Source organism: Serratia sp. 2880STDY5682894 (assembly GCF_001537385.1).
Classification (GTDB): domain Bacteria; phylum Pseudomonadota; class Gammaproteobacteria; order Enterobacterales; family Enterobacteriaceae; genus Serratia; species Serratia nevei.
In genome coordinates this window covers 91,620-117,081 of the sequence record NZ_FCJA01000007.1, presented here as the reverse complement: position 1 = coordinate 117,081, position 25,462 = coordinate 91,620, and the positions used below count along the sequence as shown (strand labels likewise).

Here is a 25,462-nt window from a genome sequence, read left to right as displayed (position 1 = left end):
CAGCGGTATTCCGAACGAGTCTAAAATAGGCGTCTGTGGTTCAGGGGTGAGCCGCAGGCGTTTTTTTTCGCCCTTGCCAAGATGTTTCTTGATTTATTGGCAAGGGCGTTTTCACCCGTAGCTTCTGCGGGTTATATTGTTAAATCCCGTAAGGCAATCATGCCGCCAAGATAAGTCATATGCTGGTTGTCGTAATATAATAATCTCTCTTTTTCTTTGAATTGACATCCATGTATATTACATAAATTTTTTGCGGGGAGGACGATCTTAAATAATAACCTATCTCTGAAAGGTATCATTAAATGTTCTAGGTTTATTCGCGGCATTGAGTATTTTGCAGTGTAATTGCCAGTATGGTACATGACGGTGGTAGTGGGGGTGAGGATTTTTGCCACTAGCTTTCTAAGCGGGATCTCTTCACTATCGAGCACTTTAACGGTGTTGAACTTAATATAAGGGACATCTTCAATTAATACGACGCTTTTTCCAGCACTATTCAATTTCTCCACAACATTTTTAATTCCGAGAGTTAGCGCCTCTATTTTTGGGAGTTGCTTTCCTGGTGCAGAGTAACCTTCGTTGTCGTTAATTATTCCGGAATCCCACGAGGCGGCAATAATGACACTTTTTATCTTAGGGTTGTTGATTACGAAGTCAAGCGCTTTAGCGTTGTATTCTGCGCATTCTGTTGCATGCGAAGGATATGCGTTCATGGTTCTGAACACCCCAATAAGCATCGGGCAGGTCGCTTTTGTCAACTGATAAACAGACATTTGGTGCCGCTTTGCATAATGGTCGACGCCACCGCGGAGTGAAGCAGCGTGGCTGTCTCCCAATAGGGCGATACCGGCATTTTTGCTGCTATCCAGACAAACGCTCTCGGTTGAATATGACGTGTGGCCTTGACCGATCAGGCACTTGTCGGCAACCCGTTCAAGTTTGTCGGCTTCCGCTTGAACGACGGCTTGTGAGACAGGCTGTGTGGCGCCTTTAGTTAAATAAAAAACAGAAGTAGGCAGCATGAGAATGGCAATCAAGGATAAGTAACCGCGAATAATGCTGCTCTCCTGCAACCGCCAACCCTGGCGAAAAGGGGTTTCGATATAGCGGTATGACAGATAGGCAATGACCAGCGCGAGGCTGACGATTGTTAACGTCGCGCTGAGTGGCAGGGGCTGACTTGCAGATAGCCTGGCAAAAGAGAGCAGAGGCCAGTGCCATAGATACCACGAGTAAGACACCAGACCGACAAATACCATCACGGGATTGCCCAACAGCCAGCCGCTCAGGCGGCCGTTGCCTAAAATAAGAAGCAAAGCGCCCAGCGTGGGCACGAGCGCCGCCGCGCCCGGAAAAGGGGTTTCGCTGTTGAAGTATGATGCCGAAATGATAATCAAAATCGACCCGAGGATAAATTGCAATTCTTTTAGCCAGGCAGGTTGGGCGGAAAGACGATTCTGTTGTTGGGCTATCGCTAACCCTACCCCCATACCCAATTCCCAGGCACGCGTTGGCAACATGAAGAATGCAAAAAGTGGATTGGCCTGAGTGACAAAAAGACAGGTGATAAAGGACAACAGGGTGATAGCGGCGATCCAGAACAGCGTGTTGAGTTTTTTTCTAAACAGGAAACTCAAAAGCAAGGGTAGAAAAATATAAAATTGCTCTTCGACGCCTAATGACCACGTCATCAATAGCGGGTTTAGTTCAGCATTGGGTGAAAAATAGTTGGTTTTGTGCCAAAGAATAATATTCGGCACTGATAATATTGTTGCGCCAGAAAATAATGAGAAGTCTTTCATTTCCAGCGGGGAGAGATAAAATGCTGCTATCACGGAGATAACGGTTAACATGAAGAGCAACGCCGGCGCTATCCGCTTTATTCGTCTGCTGTAGAAGTTCAGGTAAGAAAACTGTCCTTGCGAATGTTCGCGATGAAGAATTCCACCGATGAGGAATCCAGAGATGACAAAAAATATATCAACGCCGATGAATCCGCCGCTTATTTGTTTTATGCCAGCATGGTAAAGAACAACCAGAAGGATGGCGATGGCGCGCAAGCCGTCAATGTCCTTGCGATAACGGTTAACCGTGCCCTGTAGGGTTTTTTTCATTTTATATGATTGCTAATTATTAAATTTGTATTACCGAAATTAGAAGTCGATGGGCTTTTTGTCAATTTTACCCGTCTGTTTTCGGACTTTTTCCGCCACCCGTTAAATGGATAAATAAAGCCATTCCCCGGCTTGCCGGGGAATGGCGCGGTGCGGTTACAGCGGCGTCGGCCGCGGCGGGCAACGTTCGAGCAACTCCACGCTGCCATCTTCGTTTTGTTGCTCGAGGATCACGTCGAAGCCCCACAGGCGATGCAGGTGCTTCAACACGTCGCGGCGGCTCTTATCCAGCGGTGCGCGTTCCTGCGGGATGTAACGCAACGTCAGCGAGCGGTCGCCGCGCAGGTCCACGTTCCAGATCTGAATGTTCGGCTCATGGTTGCTCAGGTTGTATTGCGCCGACAGCTCCTGGCGGATCGCCCGGTAACCGGCTTCGTTATGGATCGCGGCAATCTCCAGATAGTTGTTGCGATCGTCGTCCAGCACGGTGAACAACCGGAAATCGCGCATCACTTTGGGCGACAGGAACTGGCTGATAAAGCTCTCGTCCTTGAAGTCGCGCATGGCGAAGTGCAAGGTGTCCAGCCAGTCTTTGCCGGCGATGTCCGGGAACCAGTAGCGGTCTTCTTCGGTTGGCGACTGGCAGATGCGCTTGATGTCCTGGAACATGGCGAAGCCCAGCGCATATGGGTTGATGCCGTTATAGTACGGGCTGTTATACGGCGGCTGATACACCACGTTGGTGTGGCTGTGCAAAAACTCCAGCATAAACCGCTCGGTCACCCGACCCTCGTCGTACAGATGGTTGAGGATGGTGTAGTGCCAGAAAGTGGCCCAGCCCTCGTTCATCACCTGAGTCTGCTTTTGTGGGTAAAAATACTGGCTGACCTTGCGCACGATGCGCAGCACCTCACGCTGCCAGGGTTCCAACAGCGGCGCATTCTTCTCGATGAAATAGAGGATATTTTCCTGCGGCTCGCTCGGATACCGGCGCGCCTGCTCCGGCGACTCTTCGCGTTCGACGCGCGGCAGGGTCTTCCACAGCGTGTTCACCTGGCTTTGCAGATACTCTTCGCGGCTTTTCTGGCGCGCTTTCTCTTCTACCAGGGAGATTTTCTGCGGGCGTTTGTATCTGTCGACGCCGTAGTTCATCAGCGCGTGGCAGGAGTCCAGCAACCGCTCCACTTCATCGACGCCGTAGCGCTCTTCGCATTGGCTGATGTAGTGGCGGGCGAACAGTAGGTAATCGACGATGGAGCTGGCGTCGGTCCAGCTGCGGAACAGATAGTTATTCTTGAAGAACGAGTTGTGGCCATAGCAGGCGTGCGCCATCACCAGCGCCTGCATGGTGATGGTGTTCTCCTCCATCAGGTAGGCGATGCAGGGATTGGAGTTGATGACGATTTCATAGGCCAGCCCTTGCTGGCCCTGTTTGTAGCGCTGTTCGGTTTCGATGAACTTCTTGCCGAAGGACCAATGGGTATAGTTGATCGGCATGCCGACGCTCGAATAAGCGTCCATCATCTGCTCGGAGGTGATCACCTCGATCTGATGGGGGTAGGCGTCGAGCCGGTAATGCTTGGCGACGCGGTCGATCTGCTCCAAATACACCTGCAGCAGCTCGAACGTCCAGTCCGGTCCATCGCTCAGACGTTTATCATCCTTAACCTTTTCATGTGTTGAAGTAGTCATCAGCGCACCCTCATTATTCACGGGTCTTGCTCAAACGGCAGGCCCTGTAACAAGCATAGTTCAAGTCATAATTAACCGTTGCAAATCAGTGAAATAAAAATGTCGGTACGCAGGGGAGCGAACGGCAGTCAATCCAGAGCCCGCCGGCGCCGCGTCCGTCCCGGCAGAAGGCGGCCAGCGCCGCGCTTCCTCTTCGAGTATAACCCTGCGGCTGGGGGGCGCAATAGGAACTCTGTCGCGCGACAGGGATTGAAATTTGTTATGTTATATTGTAACTTTTTGTCATTCTCAATGACGGACAAGGAGCATCTTTTGGCGAGGCATTTTGGCAAACTGGCGGTGGCGCTGGCAGCGTTGTTTATCGGCGGGCAGGCGCTTGCCCACGGGCATCATTCACATGGCAAGCCGCTGACGGAAGTGGAAAAAAAGGCGGAGGCGGGCGTATTCGACGATAAAGACGTCAAAGATCGCGACCTGGCGGATTGGGAGGGCGTGTGGCAATCCGTGTATCCTTATCTGCTCAATGGGGATCTCGATCCGGTGTTCAAGAAGAAGGCGGAGCAGGATAAGAGCAAGACCTTCGCAGAAGTGAAGGCCTATTACCGCAAAGGGTACGCCACCGATGTGGATACCATCGGCATTGAGAACGGCGTCATGGAGTTTCATCGCGGCGACCAATCCAGCGCCTGTCAGTATAAGTACGCCGGGCATAAGATCCTGACGTATGTCTCCGGTAAAAAGGGCGTGCGTTATCTGTTCGAATGCCAGGATGCCGGCAGCCTGGCGCCGAAATTCGTGCAGTTCAGCGATCACATTATCGGCCCGCGCAAATCGGCGCATTTCCATATCTTTATGGGTAATACGTCGCAGGAGGCTTTGCTGAAAGAGATGGACAACTGGCCGACCTATTATCCCTTCCAACTGCAGACTAAAGAAGTCGTGGACGAGATGCTGCATCATTGATGCGGCAATTCCGCAGATTCTGTGTGCGGCCAAGTCAATCGTACGGCTGAAAATAGCAACGATAAGGAGGAACTTGCCGCCTTCTGACTATTATGCGCTAAGCATTACTGACAGAGTGTCAGTGAAATGTGCCAACGTAATTTATAACGTCATCCCCAAAAATAAACCCGCAATTGCGGGTTTATTGATTCGTATACTACAGAAATATTTGCTGAAACATCGGTACTAACAGTTTGTTGCCATATTCACTGAGGTGGTCGTCATCGTAATATATCGGGCGGCCATTATGAGTGCTTTCGCAGAGACCGTTTTTGCACAGCATCGGAAGAGGATTGAGGATTTTGACACCGCATTTCTCCGCAGCCTCGTCCTGCGCTTCCCAAACGAATTGATGACGTTTGTGGTAATCCTCTTCCGAGAGGTAAATGTGCATGCTCTTGCCGAGCATCATTGAGCGGGAAAGTGTTTTCGGGACATCCAGCATCATTTCCGGCGTTGGCCTAACCAAGAACACCGGATGATCAATGGCCAACTCGCATGCTGTTGCCACCAGATCCTTTTTGAACTCCTTCAGAAACTCGGGGGTAGGGTGCGAATAGATCTTGGAAAAATAAACCATCGGCATATTCATTTTCGCCACGATATTGTGTTGGCCGAAGGCGTAGACGGATGAACGATTTATAATGACGATCGGGATCGTTCTATCAATGCGCTTCAATCTCTCACGTTCCCACTGGTTAAATTCGTGACACTGGCTTCCCGGCACTTCTCCGGGCACCATCTTCGCTCCGAAAAGAGTCGGGCAACTGGCGTAAGTCAGGTCAAGAACACCGTCATTCTTGTTAGGTAATGCGGCGACGACCCCAGTCAACATAGCGTCCGCATGGCTATCGCCTACCACCACGGCTTTAATGTCATGGCCGCCATATATGCATTCCGGTGAACGGGTGCTGGTAGAGGCAATGCACTTGTCGCGATTAGGGATAACGTTCAGGCTTTCGTTGGCCACTACATCAATTTGCGGTGGCACGCGATTTGGGAAATTGAGCTTGAATAGCGCGATAGAGGCGAAACCGATGATCGTAGTGCAAGTTGCGATCGTAAATGCATTTCCCCAGGCTGTTTGCTTCGACAGTCTTTTTCTGGCCGGGTTTTCGATCATTCTTAATGAGAGTTCGCCAAGAATAAGACTCAGAATGATGCCGGCAATCAGCCAATTCCATGAGCTCGCAGCGTTGTTGTAGCCGAGAAACACGACAATAGGCCAGTGCCAAAGATAGATTGAATAGGACGAGACGCCAAGACGTTCTGCCAGGTAGTTAGAGGTAAACAGAGAATTTTGGCGGCTTGCAGCCAGCACCAACATGGCGCCAGTAACCGGCACCGCTGCATATAAGCCGGGCCACGCCAAGCCGGGATTAAACAGCGTGATGGCGGCGATAATTAAAGCGAAACCAGACCATTCTAACCATTTAGCACTGGTAGCATGGAGTTGAACGTTTCGAGTCAATCCCCACACTGCCCCCCCGGCCAGCATCTCCCAAGCGCGCGTTGGCAGCAAATAAAATGCCGATGATGGAGATTTGATCGCGAGGTAGCAGGACAACGCAAATGAAAGTATCAGGCCGACGAATATCGTCAATTGAATACCGCGAGTTTTCCACAGACGAGCCATGAACACGAGAGCAATGGGCAGAATAATATAAAATTGCCATTCAACGGAAAGTGACCAGGTATGTAGTAACCACTTCTCATGCGAGTCTGCGTCAAAATAGCCGGCCTCGCGCCAAAACTTGACATTTGAAACAAAAAGAATTGCGGTCAGAACGTGTTTGGCAAGGGTGGTGTAATCCGTAGACACAAGGAAAAACCACCCCAGCACCAATAAAGTGATGCACAGGGCCATGAGAGCTGGAATGATTCGCCGAGCGCGCGCCAGATAAAAATGCCAGATAGAGAACTTGCCGGTTTCCAAACCGCTGACAATTATTTGTGTCATTAAAAAGCCGGAAATAACAAAAAACACATCTACCCCGACAAAACCGCCCGCAAAACCGGGGATGCCGAAGTGAAAAAGAACAACGGCGATGACGGCCCAGGCTCTTAACCCGTTAATGTCATGCCGGAAGACCCTTGCAGTAGAAGTCATATTGATACTCATTTATCAAAATTATGATGTTGATTAACAACTTGTAACGTTGCTTGGCGATGTATTTTGCACCAAGTGACAAAAAATGCCTATACGTATGGCTGTTGAATAGGATTTTTACGCAGAAACTGGTGTTTGATCGGTGATGAAGCGATGTGTTGGCCTGAAGAACGGGCGATTTTTGCATGGTTTGCCGCGAATCGAGATACGCAAGCCATAAGGTGTTTAAAGGATGTTCGTTTTTACTGCGTTTTTTATGCTGCCGAGGTAGAAAACCTTTTTTTTGTTTTTATGCTTTGTTTTGTATTTTTTTTGGTTTTTTATTCTTAATGATTTGTGGTTGGTGCTTTTATGTTCTGTTAAATTCTTGTTGCCTTTCACGCCTTTTTTCATTGCTATCATTGATAGCAATGCTATCGAATCAGCGGCGCTCTGACGCCATATCCCCCCTTAAACCGCATCTTATCGCTATTTTCAGGTGGCTATTGCAAATGCAGAGCCCATCGACGATAAATTAATTGTGAATATTGTCACGTTTGATGATGAAGTTGTTGGACGGATTTTTTCACTGAGTTAATTTCCTGTGAGCAGAAGATTATGCTTTGTGAAGCCTTGAGCTGGAGTCAGCGATGCGAGTGGTAATTTTAGGTAGTGGAGTGGTGGGCGTAGCCAGTGCCTGGTATTTGGCGAAGGCGGGGCATGAGGTGACGGTGATCGATCGTCAGCCAGGTCCTGCACTGGAAACCAGCGCGGCGAACGCCGGGCAGATTTCACCGGGCTATGCCGCTCCCTGGGCGGCGCCGGGCGTGCCGCTGAAGGCCATCAAGTGGATGTTCCAACGCCATGCGCCGTTGGCGATCCGTCTCGACGGCAGCAGCTTCCAGCTCAACTGGATGTGGCAGATGCTGAAAAACTGCAACACCGAACACTACATGACCAACAAAGGCCGCATGGTGCGCCTGGCAGAATATAGCCGCGACTGTATCAAGGCGCTGCGGCAGGAAACCGGCATCCAGTACGAAGGCCGCCAGGGCGGCACGCTGCAGCTGTTCCGCACCCAACAACAGTTCGAAAACGCAGCGAAAGACATTGCGGTATTGGAAGATGCCGGGGTGCCTTACAAGCTGCTGGAGGCCAGCCAGCTCGCCAGCGTTGAGCCGGCGCTGGCCCAGGTGGCGCACAAGCTGACCGGTGGTCTGCAGCTGCCGAACGACGAGACCGGCGATTGCCAGCTGTTTACGCAACAGCTGGCGAAGATGGCAGAGCAGGCGGGCGTGACTTTTCTGTTCAACCGCAGCGTCGATCGTCTGCTGGTGGAGGGCGACAAGATCGCCGGCGTGCAGTGTGGCGAGGAAGTGTTCAAGGCCGATAGCTACGTGGTGGCGTTCGGCTCCTACTCCACGGCGCTGCTGCGCGGCCTGGTGTCGATACCGGTTTACCCGCTGAAGGGCTATTCGTTGACCATTCCTATCACCGACGAAGCGGCGGCGCCGTTCTCTACGGTATTGGATGAGACGTATAAAATCGCCATCACGCGCTTCGACCAGCGTATTCGCGTTGGCGGCATGGCGGAGATCGTCGGTTTCAACACGCAGCTGGAGCAAAAACGGCGCGAAACGCTGGAGATGGTGGTACGCGATCTCTACCCGAACGGCGGCAGAGTGGAGGACGCGACGTTCTGGACCGGCCTGCGGCCGATGACGCCGGACGGCACGCCGATTGTCGGCCGCACTTCGCTGAAGAACCTGTATCTCAATACCGGGCATGGCACGTTGGGCTGGACGATGGCCTGCGGTTCCGGGCAGCTGTTGTCCGATCTGATGTCCGGTATTACGCCGGCGATCCCTTCCGATGATCTGGCGGTGGCGCGTTACAGCGCCGGGTTTCGCCAGCAACACGCGGTTCCGCTGAACGACGTGCATCCCGCACGTTAATCGTCGACGCTGTCATAGACTTTCCCGGCCACGCGCAGGCGCGCGTGGCCGCTGTATGCTGCCCCAAGGAGAACCGATGCCCCGTCCCATAACCGCCACGATGCATCTCGGCGCGATTGAAAATAACCTGCAGGTGGTGCGCCGTTTCGCCCCCGGCGCCAAAGTGTGGGCGGTGGTCAAAGCCAACGCCTATGGCCACGGTATCAAACACGTTTGGCGCAGCATGGCGCAAACCGACGGCTTCGCCATGCTGGATCTGGCCGAAGCGGTGCTGTTGCGCGAATCGGGTTGGCAAGGGCCGATTCTACTGCTGGAAGGTTTCTTCCAGCCGCAGGATCTGGCGTTGCTCGATCGTTATCGCCTGACGACGGCGGTGCACAGCGACTGGCAGCTGGCGGCGATCGCCGACGCCACGCTGAGCGCGCCGCTCAATGTCTATCTGAAAGTGAACAGCGGCATGAATCGGTTGGGGTTCGCACCCGAGCGGCTGCGCGAGGTGTGGCAAAGGGCGCAGGCGGTTGCCAACATCGCCGAACTGACGCTGATGAGCCATTTCGCTACCGCCGACGGCCCGGAAGGCGTAACCCAGCAGATGGCCACTATCGAGACGGCGGCTACCGATATACCGCTGCCGCGCTGCCTGGCCAATTCGGCCGCTACGCTGTGGCACCCTTCGACCCATGGCAGCTGGGTCCGCCCTGGGATCATTCTGTATGGCGCTTCGCCGAGCGGTTGCTGGAATGATGTTGCGGCGACGGGGCTGCAGCCGGCGATGACGCTGAGCAGCGAGATCATCGGCATTCAACAGCTGAAGTCTGGCGATCGCGTGGGCTACGGCGGCCGTTACAGCGCCGCTGGCGCGCAGCGTATCGGCGTGGTGGCCTGCGGCTATGCCGACGGCTATCCGCGCCATGCGCCGACCGGTACGCCGGTATGGGTGGATGGTGTACTGACCCGCACGCTGGGAACGGTATCGATGGACATGCTGGCGGTGGATCTGACGCCCTGTCCGCAAGTCGAACTGGGCGCCGAAGTGGAGCTGTGGGGGAAACGCCTGCCGGTGGACGAGGTGGCCACGGCGGCAGGGACGTTAGGCTATGAGCTGCTGTCGGCCTTAGCGGCGCGGGTGCCGGTCGTCACCGAAGCCTGAGCCGCGGCTCAGGCGACTTTTCTAATCTGCCCTTTAATCTGCTTGCTGAGCCGCCGCGCATGCAGCGCCAGCAGGCAGCCTGCCAGCATCACCAGCGCCAGCGAGAGCTTGGGTTGCAGCGGCAACGCCATCGCCACCAAACCCAGCGCGGCGCCGCCCGCCATCTGCACGAAACCGACCAGCGCGGACGCGACGCCGGCCTCATTGGAATACGGCTCCAGCGCGTAGCTGGTGGCCGGGCCCATCACGAACGCCAACCCAGCGCAGGCGCTGGCGACCGGCAGCATATACGCCAGCCAGTGCGCTTGTGCCGTTGCAGGCAACAGCATGACGCCCAGCAGCAGGCCCAGACAGCCCAGCCCCATCAACATGCCGCCGGTCGCCAGACAAACCGGGCGGCCGACCTTGTGGATGATGCGGTTGGCGAAGAAGCTGACCAGCATGATCCAGAAACCGTTGGCGCCGAACACCAGCGAGAATTGCAGCGGGGTCAGGCCGGCGGTACCCATCAGCACGTTCGGTGCCAGAGAAACGTAGGTCAGCGCCATGCCCATCGCCCCGGAGTTCACCACCGCAAAGGAGAGGAAGCGGCGTTCGCTGAGGATGCGCGCGTATTGGCGCACCGGCAGCCCTTTGACCGGCACGGTATCTGCGGGGCGGGTTTCCGGCAGGCGCAGCGCGATGAGCGCCAACACCAGCAGCGCATAGCCGACCAGGAACCAGAAAGGCGCGCGCCAGCCGAAGGCTTCGGCGAGCAGGCCACCGAGCAGCGGCGCCAGCGCTGGGATGATGTTCAGCGTGCCGTTGAGAAAACCGAAAGCGCGGGCGGCGTCGTCGCCATTCAGGCGATCGCGCACGCCGCTGAAGGCGACGACGGCGGTGCAGCAAACCGCCACCCCTTGCAGCAGACGCGAAGCGATGAAAACCGTCGGGTTGGTGGCCAGCGCCGCCATCGCGGCGCCGATCATGTAGAGGATAATGCCGGCCAGCGCCACCGGCTTGCGTCCATAGTTATCGACCAGCGGGCCGGCGATGACCTGGCCGAGGCCGAGCACCAGTATAAACAGCGATATGGTGGATTGGATCAGCGCTTCACTGCTGCCGAGGCCGACGGCAATGGCGGGAATGGTCGGCAGGTAAAGATCGATGCCTAATGGGCCGAGCAGCACCAGGCTGAGAAGCATAAACAGAAACTTTTGCATAACAGGAAAGGCACGTCCGAGTGACAAAGAGGGCTAGAGTAGAGACTCTGGCGGCAAATGAAAAGGGGCAAAGCGGGTCAGCGCTGCGCCCCCTGGCGGTAATAGAGCGCCGAGACGGTATCGGCCACATAGCGGGCCTGGTGGCGAGCATCATCCAGCGCGCGATGCGGCATGCCCTCGAACGGGCGGGTCTTTTTCGGGTTAAAGCCGTGCAGTTCCGCCAGCGTGATCACCGTGCGTACGTCCTGAGTATCCCAGAATTTCCACGGGCAGGGCATTTCCAGCTGCTGGAAGGCGTGCTCGAGGATCGCGCAGTCGAACTCTTTGCCGTTGCCCCAGACTTTCACCGTATCGGTGCTGTTCATATGGATGAAGCGGCTAAGGCTGCTCAGCACGCGCTTCAGGCTCTCGGTGCCGCCGAAGGCCTGCTTGCGCGCTTCATCGGACTGTTTCGCCCACCAGGCGACCGTATCCAGGCTGATGGTACGGCCCGGTTGGTCTTTCTGGCTGCTGACGGCGGCTTCGAATTCGGCGCCCAGCTCCCCGGTTCGAGGATCGAAAAACACCGCCGCAACCACCAGGATGACGGCGCTGGGTTTTATATCCAGGGTTTCAATATCTAACATCAGATGGTGCATCGGCGTTTCCGGTGGTTGGCGTGGTGGCTTAATGTTACTACAGAACGTGCGCCGATGCGGCCGGTGCGCACATGAAATCCTTTTAAAGCGCCGCGTTCAGGTTATGATGCTTGGGATACTCTTGTCTGGTTGGTCGCTATCGGTGAGAACGCTTATCTTTATTCTGTGCATGGTTGGCTACTTGCTGCTGCTGGGCTACCTTAGCGTGTTTGTCACGGACAAGATCTGTGAGAAGGCGGGCAACTACACCAAAATATGCCGCATCGTAGACATTTCCGAGCCCCATATCCCCAAATAGCGCCGTGTTTACCCCAGGTAGTCAGTGGTAATCAACGGGGTCAGAATGGCCGCCAGCGCCGTGAGCGCGCCCCATTGCCGCCAACCCAGCCGCGCCAGCCAGTCATGCCGCTGCGGGGGCGTGGCCAGTTGCCCGACGGCCACGGCACCGGTAAGCAGCAGCGTCAGAATCAGCAGCACCAGGCCGCGGCTCACCAGCGTGAATTCAACATGCAGCACATTGGCGTAATACAGGCGCATCAGGATAAAATAACTCAGCAAGATCCAGGCGAAAACGACGTTCTTCTTGAGCACCTGCTGCAGCATCAGCGCGAGGAACAGGCTGTGAAACAGCGACAGCAGGGGCGCCTCAAGCGGATGCCGAACGCAGACGTTGTAGACCGCCATGTAAATGTTGAAAACCAGCAGGATATAGATCACGTAAATATACCAGCCGTAGATCACTTTGAGCTTTTTCGGGCTCGGCGGCAGGGCGAGTGCGTCCGGTTTCATTAATGCCTCCTGATGATGCCAGGCAAACGCTGCGGTTGAAGACGGCGCGGCGGCATCGTAATTTAAAATTCACAGGGTATATATCACCCGAGCGCTAAATGACGATTAAACACAGGATCGGCTTTATTTCCGCGCTGGCCTGGAACTCTTTTTCGTGCGCGGGGTCGGCTGGCGTGCGACTATTTGGCGGTTTCTGCACCATGATGAAAGACGCAATATATTGATATGAAAGATTATAAAAACACTTCGGGCACTAAGATTCTGCTGCTGTTCAGCCTGGCGTTTTACTCGCTGTTGCCGCCGCTGTTGACGGCGGCCGTGTTCAACCGTTTCAATCTTAACCCCTTCGCGATCGTCAAATTTTTGCACTTCAACCCGTTTTTGGCCGACCGGGGCATACCCGGTTATCAAACTTTCTTCTACTTGCTGATGCTCTGGTTGGGGATGAATATTTTGCTGTGGCTGCTGGTGTGGGGGACGGGGCGATTGTATCGGTGCTGGCGAGCGCCGCGCGGCTGATATTTTCCCAAAGGGGAAACGTTGCGCAGGGAAATGACTTTACAATCAATAATGAGACGTATTATCATCTTTTCGTCGGTGAGGGGAAAGGGTTGTCTCCTTCTGTGCCCCCCGAGCCGGCACGACATTGCTCACATTGCTTCCAGTTTTCATGCCAGCCTTGCGATGGCGTTTTTTTATCCCACGCCAAAAATCCGCGACGCCGGCGGCCTTTCCTTTTTCATTAGCATGGCTGTTTAAAAAACCAAGCCCGCCGCGAGGTCTGTTGGGGGATTAGAACAGCGAAAACAGCAACACGACCGGCAGGCTCAACGGCCAAGTTAACCCGATGGTCAGTGCGCTGATACAGCGTATTTTGACGGTGTCCCGGCTAACCAGGTAGGTGAAAATCATAGAAACTAACAGACCAATAAAATAACAGTATTGCGTTGCAACCCACAGCGACGACATGAAACCCGATCCCAGTTGTATTTTTACGCGCGAATTCTAGGAGCTTGGCGGGTGATAATCAATGACCAAAGGCCGTTTATTCATACCTTTATCCATAAGAATGCATAATTTATTTCTATAAAGAACGTAGGGTTATTAACGGCTTTCCGGTTATTACAAAAAGAAATCAACAACATAGTTACCGGTAACATTTTGCGTCTGGCAAGCCCTCTGTTTGGGGGGCTACGCCAGGTCAGAAAAAAGTCGACGAGGGACGCAGAAAGGGGATAGGACTGTTATCCGTAAATATTATTGATGTATCTGTGGGCGGAAAGGTTAAGGCGGGATAGCGTCAGGTTTCGCTTTCGTGGGCACTTTGGGGGCCGGTTTTAGCGCATCGTCCCGATGCGCTGCTTGCCAGCCAGGGAGGGGGATTTATTGCCGCCGCAGGTTTAATGAATGTTAAGACCGTAGACGAACAGCCACGAAAACAGCAGCGCCAGCAGGCATGCCATAAAAACGATGGAGATCATTTCCTTCACAACTTCATTCCTTTTCCCGGTGAGCTAAATTTACTTCTCTTTGTTTTTGCGCGAAATTTTAGATCGGTATGGGTAAAAATCCTAGTTTTAATCCCGTTTTTTGCTTTGCACGCTGCGTGGATAGGCCATGGCGATGCCGGGAAATCGCGTGCGTTAACCCGTCGTAGCTATTGCCGAACGCCGCGAGCCTGACTATATAAAAATGAGGACTGCGTGACGTCGCCGGTAGCAAGGCGCGCCCCTTAAGGGCTGCAGTTTATCTGTCTATAGCGCTTCCCTAAGATGAAGGAGTCGGCAATGAGCACAAAACCCACTATCGTGCTGGTACACGGATTCTGGGGCGGCGCCGCGCACTGGAGTAAGGTCATCCTCGAGTTGTCGCGTAGGGGATATTCGGCGATGCATGCGGTGGAAATGCCGCTGACCTCGTTGGCTGAGGATGCGGAACGCACGCGCAAGATGGTCGCGCAGCAAGCGGGGCCGGTATTGTTGGTGGGGCACTCTTACGGTGGTGCCGTGATCACGGCAATGGGCAACCTGCCTAATGTGGTCGGCCTGGTCTACATCGCCGCCTTTGCGCCGGACGCCGGAGAAAGCCCCGGCGGTATTACGCAAGCGCATCCTCCTGCGGCGGTGGCGAATCTGGCCCCGGACAGCGACGGCTATCTGTGGATCAAAGCCGACAAGTTTCACGAGAGCTTTTGCCAGGATCTGACTGCCGACGAAGCGCTGGTGATGGCGGTGGCGCAGAAGGCTCCGCTGGCCGATACCTTCGGTAACACCATCGGCGAACCGGCATGGAAACATAAACCGTCATGGTATCAGCTCTCCAGCGACGATCGCATGATAGCGCCGGAGAATCAGCGGCACATGGCGCAGCGGCTGCGGGCCAAGAAAGTTATGGTGCTGGATGCCAGTCATGCTTCGCTGGTTTCCCATGCCGCAGAGGTGGCGGGTTTGATTGACGAAGCGGCCGGTTATGAATAAAGCCAGGGCAGAAAGGTAATCAAGGTGACAGCCCGCAACAGACTGTCTATTACGTCGGGCTAAAGAGCCGGCGTAATAGGCGCTTATTAAGGATAAGGGTTGATATCGCTATCAAGGGTAATGATGAACATCATCATTAACACCACGAGGGTGGCAATAATGGCGTAGATTTCCGCCTTGCGCATATCGCCTTAACGCCCGTTGACGCCGATCATTTCTATTGCTGCACGATGCAGTCTCTGAAAATAATCATCGGGTTGTTTTTCCACCTCCTGGATAAGGCAGGCGAGCAGATTCTGTTTGGTTATCGGCTTGTTGGCGGTCAGCACCAGCAGCACGCTTTTGCCGAGCAGGCAGCATATTTGCTTATGGTATTCATCAACATCTTGCTTGTTGAGGCCATAGAGAGTGTAGTCGATCATGATGTCTAACCTGCTGACAGGTAAATGCCCACCGTGGCGGGCTGAGAAGCCATGGAAAAATAAAATGAGGCAAATTTCGCTTAGTAAAGGACTTAAGCGATGAGGTAACGATAACTGAATGGGAATATTCCTATCAAGCCGTGCGGGCGTGGAGGTGAATGTTTAGGAATAACCTCAGAAGCGCAAATAATAGGGAGGGCCGTTCTGGGCAATGTGGCTTATTATTGATATTGGGTTTGTTTAAAAATTAAACATAGATATTCTGAATATATAATGGTGAAAAAGAAACAGCCGGAAAATGTCATTCTCCGGCTGTGGTGACGTTCGCGCGGTGCTATTCACACGGTTTGCTTGCGAAACAGTTCGCGGAATACCGGATAAATATCGTCCGGCTCGCGGATATGCTGCATGGCGAAGTTGTCGAATTTCGCCTGCAGATCCTCATATTCGCGCCACAGCGTCTGATGAGCGCGACGAGTGATTTCTATATAGCTGTAATAACGCACCATCGGCAGGAGCTTCTTCGCCAACAGCTCATGACACAGCGGTGAATCGTCGGCCCAGTTGTCACCGTCCGACGCCTGCGCGGCGTAGATATTCCATTGCGCCGGGTCGTAGCGCTCTTCGACGACGTCGTTCATCAGCTTTAGCGCGCTGGAGACGATGGTGCCGCCGGTTTCTTGCGAATAGAAGAACTCCTGTTCGTCCACCTCTTTCGCCTGGGTGTGGTGGCGAATATAGACCACCTCGACGTTTTTGTAGGTACGGCTCAGGAACAGATAAAGCAGAATGTAAAAACGTTTGGCCATATCTTTGGTCGCCTGATCCATCGAGCCGGACACGTCCATCAGGCAGAACATCACCGCCTGGCTGGAGGGTTCCGGCCGGCGCTCATAGTTTTTGTAGCGCAGATCGAAGGTGTCGATGAACGGCACGCTTTCGATTTTCTTGCGCAGTTCGGCAATCTCCTTGCGCAACCGCTCCTCTTCCAGCAACTGCACCGGTTCAGTGTTTTCCAGCTGGTTCAACTCGTCTTCCAGTTCGTGCAACGCGCGCCTTTTCCCGGCGGTCATGGCGGTACGCCGCGCCAGCGAGTTTTGCAGCGATCGCACGACGCTGATGTTGGCCGGCACACCGTTGGCGGTATAGCCTGCGCGGTGGGTTTTGAACTCGGTCAACTGCTTGTACTGGTTCTTTTTCAGGTTGGGCAGGGCAAGATCTTCGAACAAAAGATCGAGATACTCGTCTTTGGAAATCTGGAAGACGAACTCATCCTGGCCTTCACCGTCCTGGCTGGCGTTGCCCTGGCCGCCGCCACCGCCTGATCCGCCCTGAGGCCGCTCAACGCGATCGTTCTGCACGAAGTGGTCGTTGCCCGGATGCACCCGATGGCGCGTGCCGCCGCGCCCCTGATGAAACATCGGTTCGTTGATATCGTCAGTGGGGATGGAGACCGATTCCCCGCTGTCTACGTCGGTGACCGAACGCTTGTTGATGGCTTCGGCAATCGACTGTTTGATTTGCGACTTGTAACGACGCAAGAAGCGCTGGCGGTTCACCATGCTCTTGTTTTTGCCGTTCAGCCGTCGGTCAATGAAATAGGCCATACTTCCCCCAAACGACGTTGCCAACTCTTCATGTCCCGGCCGCTGCAGCGCAATGTGCCGCCCCTCCGTGGGCTGCGCTGCAACGTCCATGACGGTGGACATGGCCCTGATAATGCCGCTTACCTGAGGCGTTATGAGGATTTTCTGACCCGCAGATACCATTCACACAGCAGGCGCACCTGCTTACGGGTATAGCCTTTCTCCATCATACGGTCGACGAAGTCGTCGTGTTTTTTCTGCTCGTCCGTCGAGGTTTTGGCGTTGAACGAAATCACCGGCAACAGCTCTTCGGTATTGGAGAACATTTTCTTCTCGATCACGGTGCGCAGCTTCTCGTAGCTGGTCCAGTTCGGGTTACGGCCGTTGTTATTGGCGCGGGCACGCAGCACGAAGTTAACGATTTCGTTACGGAAATCTTTCGGATTGCTGATCCCGGCCGGCTTTTCAATTTTCTCCAGCTCGGCGTTCAGGGACTCACGATCGAACAGCTGACCGGTATCGGGATCGCGATACTCCTGATCCTGAATCCAGAAGTCCGCGTAGGTCACGTAGCGATCGAAAATGTTCTGTCCGTATTCCGAGTAGGATTCCAGATAGGCGGTCTGGATCTCCTTGCCGATAAACTCGGCGTATTTCGGGATCAGGTAGCCTTTCAGGTGCTCCAGGTATTTCTCGGCCAAATCCTGCGGGAACTGTTCGCGTTCGATCTGCTGTTCCAACACATAGAACAGGTGCACCGGGTTAGCCGCCACCTCGGCGTGATCGAAGTTAAACACTCGCGAGAGGATTTTAAAGGCGAAACGGGTGGAGAGGCCGTTCATGCCTTCGTCAACCCCGGCGTAGTCGCGGTACTCCTGATAGGACTTGGCCTTCGGATCGGTATCCTTGAGGCTTTCGCCGTCGTACACGCGCATTTTCGAGTAAATGCTCGAGTTTTCCGGCTCTTTCAGCCGCGACAGCACGCTAAACCGCGCCAGCGTCTCCAGGGTGCCCGGCGCGCAGGGCGCGTGGGTCAGCTCGCTGTGGTCCAGCAATTTGTCGTAAATCTTGATCTCTTCCGACACGCGCAGGCAGTAAGGTACCTTGACGATGTACACGCGGTCGAGGAACGCTTCGTTGTTCTTGTTGTTACGGAAGGTCACCCATTCGGATTCGTTGGAGTGCGCCAGAATAATGCCGTTGAACGGCAGGGCGGAGATGCCCTCGGTGCCGTTGTAGTTACCTTCCTGGGTCGCCGTCAGCAGCGGGTGCAGCACCTTGATCGGTGCTTTGAACATCTCGACGAATTCCATTATCCCCTGGTTGGCGCGGCACAGGGCACCGGAGTACCCGTAGGCGTCCGGATCGTTCTGCGCGTGGTTCTCCAGTTTACGGATATCCACTTTACCGACCAGCGCAGAGATGTCCTGGTTGTTCTCGTCGCCCGGTTCGGTTTTGGCGATGGCGATCTGTTCCAGAATGGAAGGGCGCACTTTCACGACTTTAAACTTGGTGATGTCGCCGCCGAACTCATGCAGGCGCTTGGCCGCCCACGGCGACATGATGGTGCCGAGATAGCGACTGGGGATGTTGAACTCTTTTTCCAGGATCGAGGCATCTTCCTGCGGATTGAACAGGCACAGCGGATGATCGTTGACCGGGCTGCGTTCGCCGTTGGCGCTGAGGGTATAGATGGGCACGCGCTGCATCAGCGCCTTCAGGCGTTCCGCCAGCGAGGATTTACCGCCGCCCACCGGGCCGAGCAGGTACAGGATCTGTTTCTTCTCTTCCAGGCCCTGGGCGGCGTGTTTCAGGTAAGAGACGATCTGTTCGATGGCCTCTTCCATGCCGTAGAATTCTTCGAAGGCCGGATAGCGTGCGATCACGCGGTTGGAGAACAGGCGCGACAGGCGTGATTCTAGCGCAGTGTCGACCATCACAGGTTCACCGATAGCCATCAGCAGACGTTCGGCCGCGTTGGCATAGGCACTGCGATCTTGCCGGCAAATGGTAAGAAATTCCTGCAGTGTGAACTCTTCGTCCTTGGCAGCTTCGTAGCGCTGGCGATAGTGGTCAAATATGTTCATGATGCCCGTCCTTTCGTTATTAGCACAGGTTAAAGAGAGCGTGTGATAGTGTTCTGGCTCCCGAAAGATGAGAATACGCCTGAGTACAGCAACCCGTATGCCAACTTGGTGCGCTTATTATCGCGAGTTGCGCTGTATGCCACTGGGCCCAGGATAAATTCACCTTCTGATTTAAGCTTAGTTTGCTTGCCGGAAAATTTCCTGCCGCAGAAAAAGCTTTTTTTAAGTCATATCAATGACTCAGTTATTACCGTGTGAGCCAAATGCCTTGTCTGGCGCGGCCTGCGGGATGAAACGTCACCGTTCCGCCATGATTAATTCATAATTCCGCTATAAGTTATTCGATCTTGGTCGTTTTCTATTGTAAAGATTAGGCGCGTAACTAAATTTTCACATAAACTGTTGCAGCTATTAACCCTGTAATTTATGGAAAAAGAACCAGTGAAGATTTCAAAACTCAAAACGCTAGCAATTATCGCTTCCGCAATGGTTTGTGCGCAAAGTGCTCAGGCGGGAACCTGGTCACTCGGCGCTGCCGCGCTGGTTAGCCCGGACGCGTATCGTGGTTATCAGGACCGCGTTTATCCGGTGCCCGTTATCGACTATGAAGGTGACGACTTCTACTTCCGTACTCTGACCGCCGGTTACTACCTGTGGAAGGATCAAGAAAACCAGCTGAGCATCATGGGTTACTACACGCCATGGGGCTACCGTCCGGGCGACAGCGACGATGATCGCATGAAGCGTCTCGACAAGCGCCGCGGCACGCTGATGGCCGGCCTGGCCTACTCGCACAACGCCGAGTGGGGCACCCTCCGCACCACCTTCACCGGCGACACGCTGAACAACAGCAACGGTCTGGTGGGCGATGTGGCTTACCTGTACAAGTTTGATCTGGACGCGCTGACGCTGGTCCCAGGCGTGGGCGTGATGTGGAACAGCAAGAACCAGAACAAATATTACTATGGCGTCAGCGCCAATGAATCGCGCCGCAGCGGCCTTGACAGCTACACCCCAGGCGATAGCTGGGCGCCTTATCTCGAGCTGAGCGCCAATTACCAGATCAACAAAAGCTGGAATGCCTTCTTCGTCGGCCGCTATGTGAAGTTGTCTGATGAAGTGAAAGACAGTCCGATGGTGGATAAATCCTACACCGGTTTGCTGATGACGGGTGTGAGCTACACCTTCTAATCACGCATTGCACGATCATCGTGCGTGGCGTGCATCAAAAAGGGGCGCTGGCGCCCCTTTTGCACATCTGTGGTGCGCTGCCGCGCACGGCTTTTCAGGCTTTCTTACGGCTGCGGAAGGTCACACCCAAACGGGCCGGTTGTTCGCCGGCGGCGACCAGCGGTTTACTGACGCGCCCGGTCTCTACGCAGACCATGGTCTTGTAACCGTCGTTCGGCATATCCCCCATGCTGCAGGAGAGCTCTACGCCCGGGTTCCAGGCGATAACGTCACTCATATGATGGTGGTGAACCTCGATGGTGCGCGCGAGCGCCGGATCGCGGATCTGGCTGAAGGCCTCCGGGCGGGTGTAGACGCGGTCGGTTTGGCCGACGAAGGTCACTTCGCCCGCCTGGCGCGCCTCAGCGCCGCCCGCCACCTTGTCGATATAAGGCTCGCCCAGGCCCGCCACGCTGACCCGATCGATGTCGCCGACCTGGAAGTAGCTGTGCAGCGCCGCCGTAGCCTGATAATCGCCGTGCGATTCCAACTCGATCTCGCACTCCACACCCAGCTTGAAGCGGGCAATCAGCGTGAAGGCGTGCGGCCACAGTTTGCGGGTCTGCTCATTGTCTTTCAGGGTAAAGGTCAGGATGACGCCGTTGTCATCTTCATCGTGCGCCGTCAGGCTCCAGGGCTGATTACGGGCAAAACCGTGGGAGGGTTGGGCTACCGGGCCGAACCACGGCCAGCAGATCGGCACGCCGCCGCGGATGGCCTTGCCTTTGGCGAAGGGGGTATTGCTGCTGAGCCAAATCACCGGCTGCTCACCGCTGGGCTGCCAGGCCAGCAAATGGGCGCCTTGCAGCGCGACGGCCGCGCGCACTTTCGGGTGCGACACCACAACCACGCCCAGCTCATCGAGTTGACGCTGGCTGATGTAAGGCGAAATCTGTTCGGAAACGGGCAGGGTGAAAATTTTCTCGTTCATTTCATTACCTTAATGTTTGCCGGAGAGACAAATAAAAAAGGGCGACAAAAATGTCGCCCTCATTATCAGCTTAACATCATGCCATTACTTGGAGATGTGAGCGATCAGGTCCAGAACCTTGTTGGAATAACCGGTTTCGTTGTCGTACCAGGAAACCAGTTTCACGAAGTTGTCGTTCAGTGCGATACCGGCTTTGGCATCGAACACGGAAGTCAGCACTTCGCCGTTGAAATCGGTGGAAACCACGTCGTCTTCAACGTAGCCCAGAACGCCTTTCATAGAACCTTCAGCGGCATCTTTGATGGCTTTCTTGATTTCTTCGTAGGTAGCCGCTTTTTCCAGACGCACGGTCAGGTCAACAACGGATACGTTAGGCGTCGGTACGCGGAACGCCATACCGGTCAGTTTGCCTTTCAGTTCTGGCAGAACAACGCCAACCGCTTTCGCTGCGCCGGTAGAAGAAGGGATGATGTTCTGGGATGCGCCGCGGCCGCCGCGCCAGTCTTTGTGGGACGGGCCATCAACGGTTTTCTGAGTGGCGGTGGTCGCGTGAACGGTGGTCATCAGGCCTTCAACGATACCGAAGTTGTCGTTGATGACTTTAGCCAGTGGCGCCAGGCAGTTGGTGGTGCAAGAGGCGTTGGACACGATGTCCTGGCCGGCATATTTGTCAAAGTTGGCGCCACGCACGAACATTGGGGTCGCATCTTTGGATGGGCCAGTCAGAACGACTTTTTTAGCGCCAGCGGTGATGTGTTTACGTGCGGTTTCGTCGGTCAGGAAGATACCGGTCGCTTCAGCAACCACGTCAACACCCACTTCGTTCCACTTCAGGTTAGCCGGGTCTTTCTCTGCGGTAACACGGATGGTTTTGCCGTTAACAACCAGGTGGCCGTCTTTAACTTCTACCGTACCGTTGAAACGGCCGTGAGTAGAGTCATACTTCAGCATGTAAGCCATGTACTCTGCGTCCAACAGGTCGTTGATTGCAACGATCTCGATGTCAGAACGCTCTTGAGCAGCACGGAAAACAATGCGACCGATACGGCCAAAACCGTTGATACCTACTTTGATAGTCATATATTCCACCAGCTATTTGTTAGTGAATAAAAGGTTGGTTGTAAAATTACAAAAACCTTACCCAGCGTCAAGCGGAATCGTGTCAATTCTTGCGGCAAGTCAAACCGGAAGGGTGGTTTTGCACGCTTATTGCACAGTCCATTTGCGCTCGGCCTCATCCGTTATATGGGGACAAGCCGCCAAGTATAAAGTCAGCATACGCAAGATGTGTGATCGCTATCACATATCATCGTGACGTGGCCTTTATGGGCTACAGTTTAGGCCAAAAACCCCTGCAGCGGTGTTAATTTTTTGTTATTATTAATCATTGTTTTCGTTGACATTATCCACATTCAGAGATAAGCACAAATGGCTAAAGAGACAACCCCCGGTCATCCGGTCACGGAACTGAATGAAATCCAACGTTATGTGACGCAACAGCGCGGCACCGAAGCGCCGTTCAGCGGCAAATTGCTGCACAACAAGCGCGAGGGCGTGTACCATTGCCTGTGCTGTAACCAGCCGCTGTTCTATTCCGAAACCAAATACGATTCCGGCTGCGGCTGGCCGAGCTTTTATGAGCCGGTTTCCGCCGATGCAATCCGTTATCTTGATGATAATTCACATAATATGCACCGTGTTGAAATCCGCTGCGGTCATTGCGACGCGCACCTGGGGCACGTTTTCCCCGATGGCCCGCAGCCGACCGGCGACCGCTATTGCGTCAACTCCGCCTCGCTGAGTTTCACCGATGGCGAAAATGGCGACCAAACGGCCGGCTAAGTGGTAATTTAACCAACAAAATCGATTCAGCTAATTATTCATCTGTTAAGCGAGAAGGGCTCTGATGGACGTGAAAGATCTGATTGCGGCGATGACGCCCGAGATATACCAGCGCCTGGTACAGGCGGTTGAGCTGGGCAAATGGCCGGATGGCGTGGCGCTGACGCCGGAGCAAAAAGAAAACAGCCTGCAGGCGGTGATGCTGTGGCAGTCGATGAACAACGTCGATCCGCAGCACATGAGCATCGGCACCGACGGGCAGATCGTGATGAAGAGCAAGCAAGAGCTGAAACAGCAGTTCGTTGCCGAGCCGCTGGCCAAACTCAAACCGCAGTAAGGTTGCCCTAAAGCGGGGCGATGACGCCATCGCCCCGTCGGTTCACCGTTTTTCGCCCTTGATACCCAGCGATTCCGCCAGCTGCTGCGCCAGCCGGTTGTTATCGTCCGCGCCGTACTCCCAGAACATCGCCCCTCCCAATCCCTGGCTTTTGATGTACTCGGCCTTGATGGCCACCGAACGCGGGTTCTCGTAGGAGATGGCGAACAGCGATTTGCCTGCGGCGGATTGCAGCGTCAGGTAAGGTACCTTGGCGTCGTCATCCCAGTGCTCGTGAAAACGATGCTGCGGATCGTTGAGCAATTTGCTGACGATATCGTGGTATTTAAAGTAGGTGTCTTTGCCGAGATCCAGCCCCAGCGCGTTGAACAGGGCGGTTTCGCGCGTGCTGAAGTATGGCTGCGTCACCGGATGTTTGGCGGCGTCCGGCTTGTCCCAGTCGATGCCCGCCTCGGTCGCCCGCTTCGGTACCCGGCCGTAGAAACCGATGCCCAGGTTCATCTGTGCCGGTTTCAGTCCGGCAGCCAGATAATTCTTTACCACGAAATCGGCGCTGTAACGGTCGGCGGCCGCCACGGTTGGCCAACGCTTTGAATCGTACAGGTTGGCATTGAAATACTGTGTGCCGTAAGCCATGTCGTAGGTCATCAGATTGATGTAGTCGAGGTAAGGGGCAATGCTTTTCACATCGACCCATTCCTGCGGGCTTTTGACGTTGGCCCCGACGGCGATGGTTAACAGCTTGCCTTTACCCAGCGCCTGGTGAAGCTCTTTCAGCAGCAGGGTGAAGTTGTCGCGGTCTGCCGGTTGGCTTTCCACCAGCCCCCAGGCGCCGTTCACCGGATATTCCCAGTCCAGATCGATACCATCCAGCTGATACTGGGCGATCACCTGCAGCGCGGAGCGGATGAATATCGCCCGGTTTTCCGCAGTCGCCGCGGCGGCGGAGAAGCCCCGTGCGCCCCAGCCGCCTACCGACAGCAGCACTTTCAGCTCGGGGTTCTGCTTGCGCAGCGTCGGTAGCCGTTGCAGATCGGCCATCACCTTTGGCGACAGGTAGATCTGGTGGCGGCGAGCGGGGTCTTTCAGCGCCGCATTGGTTTCGTCTTTCTCGCCGTTGTAGATCAGGCCGAACGAATAGTTGAGGTGGGTGATTTGCGTGACGTCCAGTTTGTCGATGTCGCCACCGGGGCCGGCGGTGACGTCGCCGCCGCCGTTGAAGTAACCGACGGAGAGATAAGCCGCCTGGGCCGTGCTTGCGCCGGCCATAGCCAACTGCACCGCCGCCAGCAAAGGCAGCAGTTTTCGGGTTATTTTCATGTCTGTCTCCTTGGGCCGGCAAGGCCGACCGCACCGCCAGAGGCGGTCACAATAAAGCCGGGCTCAGCGGGCCCCGGATGCGTATAACCGGTTGACGCCAAAAGCGTCGCAGCCATAACAGCAAAAGCGCCTGCCGGTCACAAGCCGTTGGGGAAGAAGAAGGGCGGTATTGTGAGCGGCGTCGATATTTTCGCCGCCGCGCAGAGAGGGCGCCGGTGGCACCCGAGAGGATTTAGCTGGCGAGAAATTGTGACAGGGTAACCAGTTGCGCACCGGCGCGCGCCATGTCCTGCAGCGCCCGCTCGCTGTCGTCCGGCTGCAGATTCACGCCGCGGCAGCCGTCGACGATCACCTGCGTTGGATAGCCGGCAGCCAGCGCATCCAGCACGCTGAATTTGACGCAGTAGTCGGTCGCCAGGCCCATGATTGCCAGCCGCTGGACGCCCTGCGATTGCAACCAGCCGTGCAGTTCGGTCTGCGCACGGTGGCCGTTATCGAAGAAGGCGCTGTAGCTGTCGATGTCCGTCTCCTGCCCTTTGCGAAAAACGGCATTGATATGTTGCCGCTGCAACCGGGGGTGAAAATCGGCACCGTGGCTC

Annotated in this window: 22 protein-coding genes; 8 read left to right on the top strand and 14 right to left on the bottom strand. The window is 54.8% G+C overall.

All coding sequences use genetic code 11. The annotated features are described in order from the left end of the window. Positions 1-131: 131 nt before the first annotated feature. Both AWX27_RS16790 and AWX27_RS16785 read right to left on the bottom strand, forming a co-directional pair. Complete coding sequence (locus AWX27_RS16790; RefSeq protein ID WP_060423877.1) at positions 132-2,114, bottom strand: acyltransferase family protein; 1,983 nt, start codon at positions 2,112-2,114, stop codon at positions 132-134. A gap of 156 nt (positions 2,115-2,270) precedes the next feature. After that, a complete protein-coding gene (locus AWX27_RS16785) occupies positions 2,271-3,806 on the bottom strand; it encodes a SpoVR family protein (RefSeq protein ID WP_060423874.1) in 1,536 nt (511 codons plus the stop codon). A gap of 312 nt (positions 3,807-4,118) precedes the next feature. Between AWX27_RS16785 and zinT the strand changes: the two genes are divergently transcribed. Continuing rightward, on the top strand, positions 4,119-4,769 hold the full coding sequence (gene zinT, locus AWX27_RS16780; protein ID WP_047730538.1) for a metal-binding protein ZinT: 651 nt from the start codon (positions 4,119-4,121) through the stop codon (positions 4,767-4,769). A gap of 196 nt (positions 4,770-4,965) precedes the next feature. On the opposite strand, the gene AWX27_RS16775 is transcribed toward zinT, so the two are convergent. After that, entirely contained in the window at positions 4,966-6,918 is a 1,953-nt protein-coding gene (locus AWX27_RS16775) for an acyltransferase family protein (RefSeq protein WP_060423871.1), read from the bottom strand. A 629-nt stretch (positions 6,919-7,547) separates the two neighbouring features. Between AWX27_RS16775 and AWX27_RS16770 the strand changes: the two genes are divergently transcribed. Continuing rightward, the gene (locus tag AWX27_RS16770) at positions 7,548-8,852 is read left to right on the top strand and encodes a D-amino acid dehydrogenase (protein WP_060423866.1); all 1,305 of its coding nucleotides are present in this window, start codon (positions 7,548-7,550) and stop codon (positions 8,850-8,852) included. 76 nt (positions 8,853-8,928) lie between these two features. Further along, complete coding sequence (gene dadX, locus AWX27_RS16765) at positions 8,929-10,002, top strand: catabolic alanine racemase DadX (protein WP_060423863.1); 1,074 nt, start codon at positions 8,929-8,931, stop codon at positions 10,000-10,002. An 8-nt stretch (positions 10,003-10,010) separates the two neighbouring features. On the opposite strand, the gene AWX27_RS16760 is transcribed toward dadX, so the two are convergent. From AWX27_RS16760 to AWX27_RS16745, 3 genes are all read right to left on the bottom strand, one after another. After that, entirely contained in the window at positions 10,011-11,204 is a 1,194-nt protein-coding gene (locus AWX27_RS16760) for a multidrug effflux MFS transporter (RefSeq protein ID WP_060423860.1), read from the bottom strand. Between the two features lie 77 nt (positions 11,205-11,281). Beyond that, the gene (locus tag AWX27_RS16755; protein ID WP_060423857.1) at positions 11,282-11,842 is read right to left on the bottom strand and encodes a 3'-5' exonuclease; all 561 of its coding nucleotides are present in this window, start codon (positions 11,840-11,842) and stop codon (positions 11,282-11,284) included. Between the two features lie 306 nt (positions 11,843-12,148). Beyond that, a complete protein-coding gene (locus AWX27_RS16745) occupies positions 12,149-12,631 on the bottom strand; it encodes a hypothetical protein (protein WP_060423854.1) in 483 nt (160 codons plus the stop codon). A 225-nt stretch (positions 12,632-12,856) separates the two neighbouring features. Here AWX27_RS16745 and AWX27_RS16740 point away from each other — a divergent pair, with 225 nt between their 5' ends. Then, on the top strand, positions 12,857-13,150 hold the full coding sequence (locus AWX27_RS16740; RefSeq protein ID WP_060423851.1) for a hypothetical protein: 294 nt from the start codon (positions 12,857-12,859) through the stop codon (positions 13,148-13,150). A gap of 273 nt (positions 13,151-13,423) precedes the next feature. Here the strand turns inward: AWX27_RS16740 and AWX27_RS24640 are convergent, their stop codons facing one another. After that, entirely contained in the window at positions 13,424-13,600 is a 177-nt protein-coding gene (locus tag AWX27_RS24640) for a GhoT/OrtT family toxin (RefSeq protein ID WP_033634815.1), read from the bottom strand. Between the two features lie 818 nt (positions 13,601-14,418). Between AWX27_RS24640 and AWX27_RS16735 the strand changes: the two genes are divergently transcribed. Then, positions 14,419-15,108 (top strand): alpha/beta hydrolase, encoded by a 690-nt coding sequence (locus AWX27_RS16735; protein ID WP_049201689.1) that lies wholly within the window; start codon positions 14,419-14,421, stop codon positions 15,106-15,108. Positions 15,109-15,299: 191 nt separating this feature from the next. On the opposite strand, the gene AWX27_RS16730 is transcribed toward AWX27_RS16735, so the two are convergent. The 3 genes from AWX27_RS16730 to yeaG form a co-directional block, all read right to left on the bottom strand. Next, entirely contained in the window at positions 15,300-15,530 is a 231-nt protein-coding gene (locus AWX27_RS16730) for a hypothetical protein (RefSeq protein ID WP_060423848.1), read from the bottom strand. Positions 15,531-15,868: 338 nt separating this feature from the next. Then, positions 15,869-17,137 (bottom strand): YeaH/YhbH family protein, encoded by a 1,269-nt coding sequence (locus AWX27_RS16725; RefSeq protein ID WP_060423846.1) that lies wholly within the window; start codon positions 17,135-17,137, stop codon positions 15,869-15,871. Positions 17,138-17,268: 131 nt separating this feature from the next. Beyond that, positions 17,269-19,203 (bottom strand): protein kinase YeaG, encoded by a 1,935-nt coding sequence (gene yeaG / locus AWX27_RS16720; RefSeq protein WP_004932230.1) that lies wholly within the window; start codon positions 19,201-19,203, stop codon positions 17,269-17,271. A 426-nt stretch (positions 19,204-19,629) separates the two neighbouring features. Here yeaG and AWX27_RS16715 point away from each other — a divergent pair, with 426 nt between their 5' ends. After that, positions 19,630-20,394, top strand: a complete 765-nt coding sequence (locus AWX27_RS16715) for a MipA/OmpV family protein (RefSeq protein WP_015378103.1) — start codon at positions 19,630-19,632, stop codon at positions 20,392-20,394. Positions 20,395-20,488: 94 nt separating this feature from the next. On the opposite strand, the gene AWX27_RS16710 is transcribed toward AWX27_RS16715, so the two are convergent. Together AWX27_RS16710 and gapA are read right to left on the bottom strand one after the other, a co-directional pair. After that, positions 20,489-21,364, bottom strand: coding sequence for a D-hexose-6-phosphate mutarotase (locus AWX27_RS16710; protein WP_060423843.1), 876 nt, complete (start codon positions 21,362-21,364; stop codon positions 20,489-20,491). 84 nt (positions 21,365-21,448) lie between these two features. Further along, positions 21,449-22,444 carry a glyceraldehyde-3-phosphate dehydrogenase gene (gene gapA, locus AWX27_RS16705; protein WP_004932222.1) on the bottom strand — a complete coding sequence of 332 codons (996 nt, stop codon included), beginning with the start codon at positions 22,442-22,444 and terminating at the stop codon, positions 21,449-21,451. Positions 22,445-22,792: 348 nt separating this feature from the next. Here gapA and msrB point away from each other — a divergent pair, with 348 nt between their 5' ends. Both msrB and AWX27_RS16695 read left to right on the top strand, forming a co-directional pair. Further along, positions 22,793-23,206: a peptide-methionine (R)-S-oxide reductase MsrB gene (gene msrB, locus AWX27_RS16700; protein ID WP_004932219.1), complete on the top strand. Its 414-nt coding sequence runs from the start codon at positions 22,793-22,795 to the stop codon at positions 23,204-23,206. Between the two features lie 64 nt (positions 23,207-23,270). Beyond that, positions 23,271-23,543, top strand: coding sequence for a YeaC family protein (locus AWX27_RS16695; protein ID WP_033634809.1), 273 nt, complete (start codon positions 23,271-23,273; stop codon positions 23,541-23,543). A 42-nt stretch (positions 23,544-23,585) separates the two neighbouring features. Here the strand turns inward: AWX27_RS16695 and AWX27_RS16690 are convergent, their stop codons facing one another. Both AWX27_RS16690 and pncA read right to left on the bottom strand, forming a co-directional pair. After that, positions 23,586-24,863 carry a chitinase ChiD gene (locus tag AWX27_RS16690; RefSeq protein ID WP_060423840.1) on the bottom strand — a complete coding sequence of 426 codons (1,278 nt, stop codon included), beginning with the start codon at positions 24,861-24,863 and terminating at the stop codon, positions 23,586-23,588. Between the two features lie 232 nt (positions 24,864-25,095). Further along, positions 25,096-25,462: bifunctional nicotinamidase/pyrazinamidase (pncA, locus tag AWX27_RS16685; RefSeq protein ID WP_156428566.1), on the bottom strand; the 367-nt coding region annotated here is incomplete at its 5' end.

Bases quoted from the DNA above. Each gene is read 5' to 3' on its own strand.
- AWX27_RS16790 (WP_060423877.1), bottom strand. From the start codon at position 2,114: ATGAAAAAAACCCTACAGGGCACGGTTAACCGTTATCGCAAGGACATT.
- AWX27_RS16785 (WP_060423874.1), bottom strand. From the start codon at position 3,806: ATGACTACTTCAACACATGAAAAGGTTAAGGATGATAAACGTCTGAGC.
- AWX27_RS16775 (WP_060423871.1), bottom strand. From the start codon at position 6,918: ATGACTTCTACTGCAAGGGTCTTCCGGCATGACATTAACGGGTTAAGA.
- AWX27_RS16770 (WP_060423866.1), top strand. From the start codon at position 7,548: ATGCGAGTGGTAATTTTAGGTAGTGGAGTGGTGGGCGTAGCCAGTGCC.
- dadX (WP_060423863.1), top strand. From the start codon at position 8,929: ATGCCCCGTCCCATAACCGCCACGATGCATCTCGGCGCGATTGAAAAT.
- AWX27_RS16760 (WP_060423860.1), bottom strand. From the start codon at position 11,204: ATGCAAAAGTTTCTGTTTATGCTTCTCAGCCTGGTGCTGCTCGGCCCA.
- AWX27_RS16755 (WP_060423857.1), bottom strand. From the start codon at position 11,842: ATGCACCATCTGATGTTAGATATTGAAACCCTGGATATAAAACCCAGC.
- AWX27_RS16745 (WP_060423854.1), bottom strand. From the start codon at position 12,631: ATGAAACCGGACGCACTCGCCCTGCCGCCGAGCCCGAAAAAGCTCAAA.
- AWX27_RS16740 (WP_060423851.1), top strand. From the start codon at position 12,857: ATGAAAGATTATAAAAACACTTCGGGCACTAAGATTCTGCTGCTGTTC.
- AWX27_RS24640 (WP_033634815.1), bottom strand. From the start codon at position 13,600: ATGTCGTCGCTGTGGGTTGCAACGCAATACTGTTATTTTATTGGTCTG.
- AWX27_RS16735 (WP_049201689.1), top strand. From the start codon at position 14,419: ATGAGCACAAAACCCACTATCGTGCTGGTACACGGATTCTGGGGCGGC.
- AWX27_RS16730 (WP_060423848.1), bottom strand. From the start codon at position 15,530: ATGATCGACTACACTCTCTATGGCCTCAACAAGCAAGATGTTGATGAA.
- AWX27_RS16725 (WP_060423846.1), bottom strand. From the start codon at position 17,137: ATGGCCTATTTCATTGACCGACGGCTGAACGGCAAAAACAAGAGCATG.
- yeaG (WP_004932230.1), bottom strand. From the start codon at position 19,203: ATGAACATATTTGACCACTATCGCCAGCGCTACGAAGCTGCCAAGGAC.
- AWX27_RS16715 (WP_015378103.1), top strand. From the start codon at position 19,630: ATGGAAAAAGAACCAGTGAAGATTTCAAAACTCAAAACGCTAGCAATT.
- AWX27_RS16710 (WP_060423843.1), bottom strand. From the start codon at position 21,364: ATGAACGAGAAAATTTTCACCCTGCCCGTTTCCGAACAGATTTCGCCT.
- gapA (WP_004932222.1), bottom strand. From the start codon at position 22,444: ATGACTATCAAAGTAGGTATCAACGGTTTTGGCCGTATCGGTCGCATT.
- msrB (WP_004932219.1), top strand. From the start codon at position 22,793: ATGGCTAAAGAGACAACCCCCGGTCATCCGGTCACGGAACTGAATGAA.
- AWX27_RS16695 (WP_033634809.1), top strand. From the start codon at position 23,271: ATGGACGTGAAAGATCTGATTGCGGCGATGACGCCCGAGATATACCAG.
- AWX27_RS16690 (WP_060423840.1), bottom strand. From the start codon at position 24,863: ATGAAAATAACCCGAAAACTGCTGCCTTTGCTGGCGGCGGTGCAGTTG.